This is a genomic window from Paenibacillus sp. B-A-8, from assembly GCF_048572915.1.
GTDB lineage: Bacteria > Bacillota > Bacilli > Paenibacillales > Paenibacillaceae > Paenibacillus_AQ.
This window is the reverse complement of sequence record NZ_CP183882.1, coordinates 6,208,365-6,220,000: the sequence shown is the minus strand read 5'-3', so window position 1 is coordinate 6,220,000 and position 11,636 is coordinate 6,208,365. Positions and strand designations below refer to the sequence as shown.

The 11,636-nt window shown below is 44.8% G+C and carries 12 protein-coding genes; 8 read left to right on the top strand and 4 right to left on the bottom strand.

The annotated features are described in order from the left end of the window. The first annotated feature begins 4 nt into the window (after window positions 1–4). The 6 genes from ACN6MV_RS28035 (at window position 5) to ACN6MV_RS28010 (ending at window position 2,141) form a co-directional block, all read left to right on the top strand. On the top strand, window positions 5–220 hold the full coding sequence (locus tag ACN6MV_RS28035) for a hypothetical protein (RefSeq protein ID WP_419885315.1): 216 nt from the start codon (window positions 5–7) through the stop codon (window positions 218–220). A gap of 95 nt (window positions 221–315) precedes the next feature. After that, window positions 316–597 (top strand): hypothetical protein, encoded by a 282-nt coding sequence (locus ACN6MV_RS28030; RefSeq protein WP_076301001.1) that lies wholly within the window; start codon window positions 316–318, stop codon window positions 595–597. Window positions 598–599: 2 nt separating this feature from the next. Then, window positions 600–800: a hypothetical protein gene (locus ACN6MV_RS28025; protein WP_419885314.1), complete on the top strand. Its 201-nt coding sequence runs from the start codon at window positions 600–602 to the stop codon at window positions 798–800. Continuing rightward, window positions 793–1,182, top strand: a complete 390-nt coding sequence (locus tag ACN6MV_RS28020) for a hypothetical protein (protein WP_419885313.1) — start codon at window positions 793–795, stop codon at window positions 1,180–1,182. The genes ACN6MV_RS28025 and ACN6MV_RS28020 overlap by 8 nt, the downstream gene beginning before the upstream one ends. Next, on the top strand, window positions 1,154–1,846 hold the full coding sequence (locus ACN6MV_RS28015; protein ID WP_419885312.1) for a M15 family metallopeptidase: 693 nt from the start codon (window positions 1,154–1,156) through the stop codon (window positions 1,844–1,846). Before ACN6MV_RS28020 ends, ACN6MV_RS28015 begins: the two co-directional genes overlap by 29 nt. Before the next feature lie 13 nt (window positions 1,847–1,859). Continuing rightward, on the top strand, window positions 1,860–2,141 hold the full coding sequence (locus tag ACN6MV_RS28010) for a holin (protein ID WP_149647924.1): 282 nt from the start codon (window positions 1,860–1,862) through the stop codon (window positions 2,139–2,141). A gap of 102 nt (window positions 2,142–2,243) precedes the next feature. Here the strand turns inward: ACN6MV_RS28010 and ACN6MV_RS28005 are convergent, their stop codons facing one another. From ACN6MV_RS28005 to ACN6MV_RS27990, 4 genes are all read right to left on the bottom strand, one after another. Next, entirely contained in the window at window positions 2,244–3,557 is a 1,314-nt protein-coding gene (locus tag ACN6MV_RS28005) for an MBL fold metallo-hydrolase (protein ID WP_419885311.1), read from the bottom strand. After that, window positions 3,554–5,233: an ABC transporter permease gene (locus ACN6MV_RS28000; RefSeq protein WP_076120979.1), complete on the bottom strand. Its 1,680-nt coding sequence runs from the start codon at window positions 5,231–5,233 to the stop codon at window positions 3,554–3,556. The genes ACN6MV_RS28005 and ACN6MV_RS28000 overlap by 4 nt, the downstream gene beginning before the upstream one ends. Before the next feature lie 5 nt (window positions 5,234–5,238). Next, complete coding sequence (locus ACN6MV_RS27995; RefSeq protein WP_419886826.1) at window positions 5,239–6,318, bottom strand: ABC transporter substrate-binding protein; 1,080 nt, start codon at window positions 6,316–6,318, stop codon at window positions 5,239–5,241. Between the two features lie 86 nt (window positions 6,319–6,404). Next, window positions 6,405–7,373, bottom strand: a complete 969-nt coding sequence (locus ACN6MV_RS27990; protein WP_419885310.1) for an ABC transporter ATP-binding protein — start codon at window positions 7,371–7,373, stop codon at window positions 6,405–6,407. A gap of 165 nt (window positions 7,374–7,538) precedes the next feature. On the opposite strand from ACN6MV_RS27990, the gene ACN6MV_RS27985 reads away from it, so the two are divergent. Together ACN6MV_RS27985 and ppc are read left to right on the top strand one after the other, a co-directional pair. Beyond that, a complete protein-coding gene (locus ACN6MV_RS27985) occupies window positions 7,539–8,432 on the top strand; it encodes a LysR family transcriptional regulator (protein ID WP_419885309.1) in 894 nt (297 codons plus the stop codon). Window positions 8,433–8,668: 236 nt separating this feature from the next. Further along, on the top strand, window positions 8,669–11,461 hold the full coding sequence (gene ppc / locus ACN6MV_RS27980; protein ID WP_419885308.1) for a phosphoenolpyruvate carboxylase: 2,793 nt from the start codon (window positions 8,669–8,671) through the stop codon (window positions 11,459–11,461). Window positions 11,462–11,636: the final 175 nt, after the last annotated feature.

The window sequence follows — 11,636 nt, the reverse complement described above, 5'->3', positions numbered from 1 at the left end:
TAATATGACAATGAATTCATTAACAGCCGCCAAGATTCGCTTAATGGCTAACGCATGCATCACTCGTTATGATCGTGAGGAAGGTCCGATAGAGGATATCATTTCTTCCTATAACATGCAGCCGGATAATGAGATTTTGGTAAAGGTGCAGATTATCGATAAACGATCAGATATACCATTTGTTGAGCATAATTCTTCTGAGCAATCATCAGCTATATAACTTGCACGCATCCACACAGGAGCGTGTTTTTTTTGTGCCCTCGGTGGTGCCGGGGGCTATTTTGCACCAACATCATTACAGAAAGGAGCGGACGAATGAAAGAGGGGGATATTGCGCAGTTGGAGAAGCTGCTTCCGCTGGCGGATAAGTATGGGTTGGCTTATATTGTTGCGTTTATTTTGATGATTGTGCTCATGGTATTATTGCGTGCGATTGTCAAAGGGAACCTTGTACCGCGAGAACTGCTGGATCGTGCAGAGGAGGATCGGGATCGTCTGCAAGCGATTCTGGACAAGGAGCGCTCGGAGTTTATGCAGCCGACACTGGACGTCTTAAAGAAACTGAAGATTGACCATACGGAAGACAGGGGGAGTTAGGAATGCTGTCACAATGGATTCGGCGGCTGCTTCTCCCCCGGCATGTTGATAAAGAGATGGAGCTCCGCAGAGCCTCTACCAGCGTTACGCTGACCATAAGTCATTATATAAATGTCTCGCAGGAAATTCAGGAGGAGATTGACCGTAACCGATTCGCCAAATATTTAGTTTATGATCGAGGGGATCATGATGCACATGATTGATTTTTTATTATTGTTGCTATATAGCACTACTGCAGCCTGTGGAGTATACATCATTTATCGCCACAGACAATATTTTTATGAACGATTCCGAAAAGGTGTGGTCAGCGTGTTTATGCTGGCTATGCTTTTTTTCTTAATGGCCTATACATTCAATATGTTAATCATTCTACTATTCCGTTTGGTAGCTCTACTAGGAGCGGACTCGGCGGCACGGCTAATTTGGCTGAACTATAGCTGGGCTATTGCTCAATTCGGAACAACAGTCGGCATTATTATATTGGCTTTAATGACGCGTTCCGGGAGATATGATCAATTCATTTATGTGAAAAAGATAGACAGAAAAGAGGATCATCATGCTGACACTAATGCAGGTAAAAAATAAATCAGCCTCGCGCTTAACCAACCTACATCCCGTAGTCCGTTCCGCGGCTACTGCTCTAATTGAACGTTGCTACAAACTCAACATCCCCATTCTCATTACCCAAGGCCTCCGCACAATTGCCGAGCAGGATGCTCTTTACGCACAAGGTCGCACTAAGCCTGGAGCGATTGTTACCAATGCGCGTGGCGGGTATAGCTACCACAATTTTGGACTAGCCGTAGATTTTGCTCTTTTGCTGCAGAATGGATCGAGTGTGTCATGGGATATGCGACTGGACGGGAATAACAATCAGATTGCAGATTGGCAGGAGGTTGTAAAAGAGGCCAAGACACTTGGATTCGAATGGGGTGGCGATTGGACTAGCTTCAAGGACTACCCTCATTTTCAAATGGTGTTTGGGTTAACGCTCACTCAGTTACGAACAGGGGCAAAGCCCTCAACATCGGCAGTGGAGGCAGCGTACAAAATCATCAATCGGAAGGAGGAGGAAACATTGAAGGGTGACGCAATAGCTGTCGTAAAGGTTAACGGGGTTAAGGTTGCAGATGGAGTGCTTGAAAAAGGCATCACCTACGTTCCCGTTCGTATTATTGCAGAAGCGCTAGGTGCACAGGTGGGTTATGATTCCGCCACTCGAACGGTTGAGATTACAAGTACTCACTAAGGAGGTATCTATCATGGAAACTAGAGAGATTTTAGATGATGTTATGGCGTTTGCCTCAATATTAGCTGTATTCGTACTGGCACTTGTTCAATTGGTCAAAAATAGTATCAATATCCCGCGTAATGCAGTCCCAATTATCGGACTATTAATAGGCTTGCTCATCGGAGCGGCAGCGTATCCTTTTACCGATCTGGATATCGTCCTTCGGCTTTGGGCTGGAGGGCTGGCTGGTTTATCTGCGACGGGGTTGTTTGAGCTAGCTTTTAAGGATCGCCCGGGGACAACGAAAGAGTAAATGGATAATAGGTACGAATCATAAAAAAGGGCTGTTCCAAAAAGTCTGAATAGACCTAAGGAAGAGCCCCATTGTTTTTTTACGAGATTACATAGTTAAGCTTCAGAACGAAAGCGTACTTCCAGGCAGCAAAGAGTACAGCCCTCCAAAACCTTCACCTTCTAATATAGAAGTGACATGATCAATATGCGATTTGGGAGCATGTACGAGCACCGACCGGCGGCTGGGAACCGTTTGGAGCATTTCTCGAATATCCGGTAAGCCTTGGTGGACTTTATAGCGAATGAGTGAGATTGTACATCTCGTGTCGCTAGATTCTTCTACCATAGAATGTTTAATGAGACGGTGCCCGAAACTACCTGCCGCCAAATGTCCCGTAAAAATCACATGGTTGTCAGGAGAAGCAGAGAGCTGGTGAAAATACTCTTGTGCTTTTGCCGACTGCATCATTCCGTCATTGGTAAACACGATTGAGCTTTTGAGATTCAACAATGCCTTTGCACGTTCCTCTGAATTAGATACAATGCACAAGTTCTTTCTATTAAAAAGCATATCAACGCGCTGCATAGCGCCCTCTTTCAGCCATTCGGTCTTATCGCTCAACCCTCTTAAAGGTGCTATGAGCTCTTCTTCGACGATCAGCTGATTATCCGGGAAACACTCGGTTGCCCATACGATCAATTCCTGGCTTCTGCCATGGATAGGAACCGGAAGGAGGATAGCCCCCCCTTTTTGCAGAGTGTTAGAGATCGCTGACTCTAGTTGCTGTAACTTTATAAGCTGCTCATCAGGATCCGCGCCATAAGCGGCATCGATAATGGATAGATCGGCGACATCATTTTTAGCTCCGGCTTCCATAATCGTAGGTGAATCTGCCATGAGCAGCAGCGACTCCTTCGTATAATCCCCTGAGAAAAATACGATTGTTCCATCCCATTCGAGGATCAGCCAAACCGAACCTGCTAAATGTCCGCTTCGCCCCCATTGTACACGAAGATTAGGTGCAATCCTCAGCCAAGTCTGAGGGGGGATATGCTCCTCCAAATACATGAACTGGATAGATTGCTTATCTATTTCTTCATAAGGTAGTGATGCGGACTGAGCAGCCACGTATTTATCCCATGCTTCGAAATAATCGGGAAGCTGTTTAACGGTAGCTTTCGTTGTCCATACCTTACCTGAATATCCGTACTTATATAGTAGAGGAAGTGCTATGGAATGATCCTCATGCGCATGGGACAGAAACACTGCCTGCAAATGTGGGATGATGTCTGTATCAAGCAGGGGGTATTCACCTGGACCTTCTTTTTTGACACCACAATCGAGTAGAATACCAGATTGCCCATCTTTGCTCTGCAAAAGATAGGAGGAACGGCCATGCTCTCCGGCCCCTCCCCAAATCGTTAGTGTGCTCATCGTTGTCTCCGCTTTCTATCTGGGCTTAAATATTCTAATACTAGTAGTAATATAGTAGTAACGCCGACAGAGATTACTGCCATGGCCATCCCCATCGCTACTGCACCTTGTTCAAACTGGGCAAAAATATAGGTCGCCGATGTCTGCATTGAAGGTGGAAGAATGAGTAAGGAGGCTACCAGTTCCCGATTGGAAATGGTGAAGGTCATCATCCAGCCTGCCACCATCCCCGGAAGGATGAGAGGGAGCAGGATACGGCGGAACACATAAAGCTTGCTTCCTCCGAATACTTGTCCCGCTTGCATAAGGGAAGAGTCGATCTGCCCATAGCTCGCTTTTACATACTGAACAGTATAGGGGATGAACAGTACAACGTAGGTTAGCACAACCATCCAGTAGGTATTATAGAGCGGAATAGGCATCCAGCGAGCATTCCATAGCAGGATTAGCCCTACTACAATTACAATTCCAGGAACTGTGTTGGGAAGTAGGCTGAACAGATCTGTAATTTTCTGTTTGAATGTAGCCCCTTTTCCTACGGTTAAAGCAAACCAAGTCCCAAGAATAACTGCGATACTGGAAGCAACGATGGCTAATGTGAAGCTATTTAATAAGGCCTCAAGACCTTGAGAACCCGGTGACAGCAGCTCTGCATAATGTTTTAAGGTTAGATTGCTCCAAGATACGCCCTCTCCTCGCAGCTTTAATAATGAGGCTGTTATGATAGAGAAATAAGGAATGCCGATTGATGCTAGAAGTAGTAGAACAACATATCCCCAACTAAGAACCCCTACGATACCAGTACTTTTATAACGTTTGGTACGAGTCCCTTTGCCGCCTATTAAGCGATAAGAGAAGCGGCTGCTAATTAGAGTCTGGATGTACCACATGACGAGACAAACTCCGAGCAGCAAGGAAGCTAGTGAAGTAGCCTTTCCAAAATCTATTGGCCAACTAGAGATATACTTATGGATCTCAGAGGTCAGAACGTAAAAGCCGATCCTACGACCAAAGGTCGCAGGGGTACCAAATTCGGCAATCGTTTTGACGAAGATGAGAAGAGCGCCAAGCCCATAGCTGGATAATAGCAAGGGAATGATTACTCTTTTAAATCTGTAAAAGAACGGAGCACCATGAACAGAGGCTGCTTCCTCCAGATTGCCCCCGATCTGCAAAAGCGCATTACGCAGCAGTAAATACAGGAAGGGGAATAAATGCAGGCTCATGATCAGCACCATCCCTCCATAACTAAAGAAATACGGAGTCAGCACGGAGGAAGCGGGCAGAAACTGTTCCATATACCCACCCGTCTGCATAAATAACATCCAACCCATTGAACCAATGTATGGCGGAGTCATAAAAGGAATTAGTAGCACAACATCCAGCCAATTATGATGCCCTAAGTCCGTTTTAGCCATAATCCAGGCCAGAGGTAGTGCAAATAGCGTAGTTAGTAGAATAACGCTTACCCCGAGCCCGATAGAATTCAGCAGTACCTCAACCAGATCATGACTACTCATAATGGTTCGTAGTGGCGCGGCTATATCCAGCTGCTCATTGGGATAGATACTGGTCCAAAAAATGAGCAGGAGTGGCAGCAGTACGAGCACTGTCAGTATAAATAAAGCAAGTCCGCCGCTCACCCATTTAAATGAGCGTAAAGAGTTAATATTCATTACGCTTATTTAAAAATTTGTGTGAAGGTCGAGGAAACTTCATCACTATGTTCATTCATCCATTCCCATTTCACATCAAATGTCTTAATTTCATCGAGATTCGCACGATTCTCTGCTTTGACATCGGTTCTGCCTGGCAATAAGTAGGCTTTAGCTACAAGCGCTTGAGCTTCATCAGATAGAAGATAGTCGATAAATGCCTTGGCATTATCTACATTCGGGCTTGTCTTAATAATCGCAGCCGGGCGAGGGCTGATCACTGTTCCTTCAGCAGGGTAGACGATATCTACAGGCTCTCCATCAGCTTTTGCCTTATAAGCCATATAATCTACACCTGAGGCAACGACGGATTTAGCACCGGTAATAACTGGATCAAGGGCCTCCTGATTGGCGCCCGCCATCGCTATACCATTGCTTTTGTATTGTTTAAAAAGATCCCAACCGCTGTCCCCTTTAGCGCTTAAATATCCAGTTACGAAATCTAGAGCTGAGCCAGATAGCGAAGGATCTGGAATATTGACGGTTCCTTTCCATTCCGCTTTAGTGAGATCATCCCATGAAGTCGGAGGTGTGCTAACTTTTTTAGTATTGTAGACAATCCCCAGTGCGGATGCGCTATAGCTAAAATAATTGCCATCTGCTGTGTCTGACCAATCGCTAACGAGCTTATCTGCATTAACCGCCTCTTTATATGGAAGCAATAATCCATCATTCTTCATCCCTTGCATGGACGGAAGGGAGGCAAGAACAACAACATCGACTACTGGATTGGACTTTTCTGCTTCCATACGGGCTAATATTTTTCCAGTAGTGCCTTGGAACATTTCCACCTTCACACCGGTTTTGGCTTCAAAGCCGTCTTTAATTTTATTGGCTAGACCCTCAGGACCTGCGCTGTAGACGACAAGACTGCCACTCAGAGCTTTCTCTGTTGGTTGTGGTGCTTCAGTTTGAGCTGTAGTGTTAGCGGTTGAAGTCGGATTGCTTGCGTTAGCAGCAGGAGTGTTAGTAGAGCTACAGCCGGCTAGACTCGCTCCGATTATAGTTGTTAGAAGAAGTGTACTAAGTCCTTTAGTGTTATTCATTGGTTTCAATGTGAATGCCTCCCTAATATTTTTTGCATCTTGCTGCATGGAACAGCATCATACGAGCTATTCCATGCAGTGGACGCTTAATTCAGATGATGGATCTGGTGCTCAGAAGCGTAGACCTGGATCGTTTCTCCAACAGGTAGACGTTGATCATGATAAGCGGTCCAAGTAGTTCGGTTCTCCATGTCCAGAATGACCTCATAGCGATCACCCATATAGCTCACATGTCGAATCGTCCCCGTAAATGGAAGAGAGGAAGCATCCTCCTGAGCCCAACGTAAATGTTCCGGACGAAGCATTTGCTTATCGGGAACGATCCAGTTGGATTTTCCAATAAAGTGGGCTACAAAAGGATGGTTTGGTTTCTGATAAATCTCTTCAGGAGAGCCTGTTTGTAAAATAGTGCCGCCTTGCATCACGACCACTTCATCTGACATAGACATCGCCTCGGTTTGATCATGGGTGACATATAGAGCGGTAATGCCCATGTTCCTCACCAAGGAGGTTAACTCCAGCCTCATTTCATCTCGCAAGACCGCATCCAGAGCACTTAATGGCTCATCGAACAATACGAGCTGGGGTCTAGTAACTACTGCTCTGGCAAAAGCAACCCGTTGCTGTTGTCCACCGGACAGCTGATGGGGAAAGCGTAGCTCCAGTCCTTCCAGCTTTACGGATCGAAGGGCTTGCTGAACCCTAATCCGTAAATCCTTTTTCTGCTTAGAGGCACGAAGTCCGAAGGCGACATTCTCGAAGACAGTTAGATGCGGCCAGAGCGCGAAATCTTGAAAGACCATGCCAAAGTTTCGGCTATGGATGGGGCGACTAATTTTTTTGTTGCCTGAGAAAATAAACTCGTCATCCATTAGGATTTCTCCCGCATCCGGTGTTTCTAGCCCAGCAATCAGACGGAGTAGTGTCGTCTTTCCACAACCTGAAGGACCGAGTAATGTCGTAAAGCTTCCAGCGGGAATCTTCAGATCTGCAGCCTTTAAGGCATGCACATCTCCGAATTTCTTTTCCAATCTGTGGATTGTAATTTCCTTCATTCTATCTACCTGCCTGTTCTTAAGCTTGTTCTTATTGTAAAGGTAAAGAATTCCCGCTATATTTGCTGAATGTAACTGTGATATTAACTTTTTTGCCGATTTATTTTAACATTCATAGAATTCTTCTATGTTACCGTTTAGTGAATAGGCGAGGAGTGGATGATAATGAACCTTAATTTAATTAAGCTGGAAATCGTAGAATTGCTAAATAAACATAAAAAAATAACTACAGTAGCCGATAAACTCGGACTGAAGCAGCCCACCGTTACGTACCATTTGAAGAATTTAGAGCAGCAATTGGGGGAGAAGTTATTTGAATCCAGAATGGATAAAATGATTCTTACGGAGAGCGGGAAAGCGTTTCTTCATTATGCGACTAAAATCAATGCACTAGCTGCAGAAGCGGAGCGGGTTGTAAAAGAGTTCAGTCAGGCGGGTCGAGGAACGCTTAAGATTGGTGCCAGTTACGTTCCAGCTACTTATATCCTTCCGAAAATATTGGGGCTGTTTGGAGAACAACATCCTGGGATTACGATCTCTTTATCGGTTAAGCCTTCCCCTGTAATCAAAGAAATGCTGGCTAGTCATGAGATTGATCTTGGTATTTTGTCTACAGAATCTTTTTATCTACCAGATCTGCATACTCAAGCCTTGTGTGAGGACGAGCTCGTGCTTGTTTTTGCGCCATCTCATGAATTTGCCTCATTTTCTAAGCTAAACCCGGCTATGATTGCTTCAGCAAGTTTTATATTACATGACAAGGAGTCGAGCACACGCCAACTGACGGATAAATGGTTTGAGCGTGAAGGGAATGAACCGAGGACATATATTCTATTGGATTCACTGGAGGCTATAAAGCAATCGCTTATGAGTGGAAAGTACGTTTCGTTTATATCGCGTCTTGCTGTGGAGGATGAGGTAGCCAGAGGAAGATTGCTAATGCGCACCATTCCAGATTATAATTTTCAAAGACATATTTATTATTCATATAACCGCGATCGTCATTATTCTCCGCTTATTGGCCTGTTCATCGATCAGATTCGAACGCTCCGTATTTAAATACACATAATGAAGGTATGCTGGAGCCATTATATATAAGAAAGAATACATAAAATATAAGGACTGTATAAATTGAGAAATTGGTGTATAATCTTAGATACTGTGTCGCTTTACAGCGCAAAAAAGTTGGAGATTTTCACGCAGTTTTATTGTATGATATGAGGAAAGCTTTAATAGGCGATTTTTAGACAGACAATAATTAACACATTGATCCGGAAGAGAATGGGGGGAGCAGCATGACCGAACTTACGACTACCGTCAGCAAAAGCAACTCTAACAATCTGCTGCGACGGGACGTACGGTTCTTGGGGAACATTTTAGGAGAGGTCTTGGTTCACCAAGGCGGTAACGAACTACTAGAGATCGTGGAGAAAATTCGCGAAACCAGTAAATCGCTGCGCTCACTATTTTTACCTGAACTGCACAGTGAATTTAAGGAGTTAATCAATTCTTTGGATCCAGAGAACCGTCATCAGGTAATAAGAGCGTTCGCTATTTATTTTCAGCTCGTGAATATTGCCGAACAGAACCATCGGATTCGCCGCAAACGTGACTATGAACGTTCAGCTGGGGAGACAGTTCAACCCGGTTCTATAGAAAGCGCGATTAAAGAGCTTCGTGAACGTGATTTCTCTCATGAGGAAGTTAACGAGATTATTGCAGGATTATCTCTGGAACTTGTAATGACGGCACATCCTACGGAAGCTATGCGCCGTGCTATTCTCGATATTCATAAGCGGATATCTGATGATGTTATGGGTCTGGATAACCCTACCTTAACCTTCCGGGAGCGTGAACAGCTCCGTGAGAAGCTATTAAATGAAGTGATTACGCTATGGCAAACGGATGAACTGCGTGACCGTAAGCCTACCGTACTCGATGAAGTACGTAATGGGATGTACTATTTCCATGAGACGATCTTCCATGTATTGCCCGATGTTTATCAAGAACTTGAACGTTGTCTCAGTAAATACTACCCAGGGCAGAATTGGCATGTACCAACCTACTTGCGTTTTGGCTCATGGATTGGTGGAGACCGTGACGGTAACCCTTCGGTAACTTCTACAGTTACTTCACAGACTTTGCGCATGCAGCGTAAGCTGGCGATTCGGGAATATCAACGGATTATGCGTGAACTCATGAAATATCTTAGCTTTAGCACAAGTATTGTTAAGGTGACGCCTGAGCTAGTAGAATCCATTGAAGCTGATCGTGAGATCATTAATCTTGGCAAGATGGAAGAATGGCGCAATGATAATGAACCTTACCGTATTAAGCTCAGCTATATGATCTCCAAGACACAAAATGTTCTGGATGATGAGAAAAAAGATACTCTTGAGCGTTATTCTACACCTGAAGAGTTTATCCATGATTTGAACGTGATTGACCGCAGCTTACGGCATCACTATGCCGATTATGTGGCCGACACTTATATTAAGAAATTGATCCGCCAAGTGGAGCTGTTCGGTTTCCATACGGCGACACTTGATGTGCGTCAGCACAGTCAAGAACATGAGAATGCTATGACTGAAATTCTGGCGAAAATGAACATTACGCCGGATTACTCCAAACTGTCTGAAGATGAGAAGATTGAGCTACTGGAGAAGCTGTTGAATGATCCACGTCCAATCACTTCTTCTTATCAGACTTATAGTGAGGGTACAGAGGAATGTCTTGCAGTGTACCGGACGATCTTCGCTTCGCAAGAAGAGTACGGCAAACAATGTATCACTAGTTATCTGATCAGTATGGCAGAAGCGGCAAGCGATATTCTGGAGGTTATGGTCTTCTCCAAAGAGGTAGGACTATTCCGCAAAGATAATGACGGTACAGTCGTATGTACGCTGCAAGCAGTGCCACTTTTTGAAACGATTGATGATTTGCATGAAGCACCACAAATTATGAATAGATTGCTCAGCATGCCTATCTACCGCGATGCAGTAAGAGCAATGAATGATTTGCAGGAAATCATGCTTGGATATTCAGATAGTAACAAAGATGGCGGCGTGGTTACCGCTAACTATGAACTGCGTGTTGCTCTGAAAGAGATTACAGCTACAGCCGATAAGTTCGGAATCAAGCTGAAGTTCTTCCACGGTCGTGGTGGAGCGCTCGGCCGTGGCGGCATGCCGCTTAACCGCAGCATTCTAGCTCAGCCAGCCTCGACGATTGGCGGAGGCATTAAGATCACCGAGCAGGGAGAAGTTATCTCCTCCCGTTATTCGATGCAAGGGATTGCTTACCGCAGTCTAGAGCAAGCGACATCTGCGCTTGTGACTGCAGCGATCAATGCGAGAATTCCACAAGCGGATTTATATGAAGAGAAGTGGGAAGAGATTGTTGCCCGTATCTCTGAAGTTTCGCTTCACAAATATCAGGATTTGATATTCCGTGATCCGGACTTCTTGACTTATTTCAAAGAATCCACCCCTCTGCCTGAGGTTGGAGAGCTTAATATTGGTTCACGCCCTTCCAAACGGAAGAACAGTGACCGCTTTGAAGACTTGCGTGCAATTCCGTGGGTATTTGCGTGGACACAAAGCCGTTATTTGCTTCCAGCGTGGTATGCTGCTGGAACCGGACTGCAGAGTTTCTATGAGGGTAAGGAAGAGAATCTGAAGATAATGCAGCATATGTATGAGAACTTCTCATTCTTTACTACACTGATAGATACGCTGCAAATGGCTATTTCAAAAGCGGACTTGATCATTGCTAAGGAATACGCCAGCATGGGCAAGAACGAGGAAGCACGTCAACGGATCTTCGGCCAGATTGAAGATGAATTCAAACTGACCTCTGAGCTGATCCTGAAGATTACTGGGCAGCAGGATATCTTGGATAACGTCCCTGTGATTCAGGAGTCGATTAGACTCCGCAATCCTTACGTTGATCCACTTAGTTACCTGCAGGTTCAATTGCTATCTGAGCTTAGAGCGCTCCGTGAAGTCGATGGAGACGATAGCGAATTGCTTCGCGAAGTATTGCTTACTATCAATGGCATTGCCGCCGGTCTTCGGAATACCGGCTGATATAGTCTTAACACAAAAAGTCCGCCCTTTATTGGGCGGACTTTTTGTGCTTAATACGAGCTGTTATGATCATAAACTAATTATTGTTGCTGTGGATTTTACTTGTTCATAAATATTGGAGAGTCAAACCCGATATTTCTTTTTTTACCCTACCCAAGTAACCGAGATGTAATCG

Bases quoted from the DNA above. Each gene is read 5' to 3' on its own strand.
- ACN6MV_RS28035 (WP_419885315.1), top strand. From the start codon at position 5: ATGACAATGAATTCATTAACAGCCGCCAAGATTCGCTTAATGGCTAAC.
- ACN6MV_RS28030 (WP_076301001.1), top strand. From the start codon at position 316: ATGAAAGAGGGGGATATTGCGCAGTTGGAGAAGCTGCTTCCGCTGGCG.
- ACN6MV_RS28025 (WP_419885314.1), top strand. From the start codon at position 600: ATGCTGTCACAATGGATTCGGCGGCTGCTTCTCCCCCGGCATGTTGAT.
- ACN6MV_RS28020 (WP_419885313.1), top strand. From the start codon at position 793: ATGATTGATTTTTTATTATTGTTGCTATATAGCACTACTGCAGCCTGT.
- ACN6MV_RS28015 (WP_419885312.1), top strand. From the start codon at position 1,154: ATGCTGACACTAATGCAGGTAAAAAATAAATCAGCCTCGCGCTTAACC.
- ACN6MV_RS28010 (WP_149647924.1), top strand. From the start codon at position 1,860: ATGGAAACTAGAGAGATTTTAGATGATGTTATGGCGTTTGCCTCAATA.
- ACN6MV_RS28005 (WP_419885311.1), bottom strand. From the start codon at position 3,557: ATGAGCACACTAACGATTTGGGGAGGGGCCGGAGAGCATGGCCGTTCC.
- ACN6MV_RS28000 (WP_076120979.1), bottom strand. From the start codon at position 5,233: ATGAATATTAACTCTTTACGCTCATTTAAATGGGTGAGCGGCGGACTT.
- ACN6MV_RS27995 (WP_419886826.1), bottom strand. From the start codon at position 6,318: ATGAATAACACTAAAGGACTTAGTACACTTCTTCTAACAACTATAATC.
- ACN6MV_RS27990 (WP_419885310.1), bottom strand. From the start codon at position 7,373: ATGAAGGAAATTACAATCCACAGATTGGAAAAGAAATTCGGAGATGTG.
- ACN6MV_RS27985 (WP_419885309.1), top strand. From the start codon at position 7,539: ATGAACCTTAATTTAATTAAGCTGGAAATCGTAGAATTGCTAAATAAA.
- ppc (WP_419885308.1), top strand. From the start codon at position 8,669: ATGACCGAACTTACGACTACCGTCAGCAAAAGCAACTCTAACAATCTG.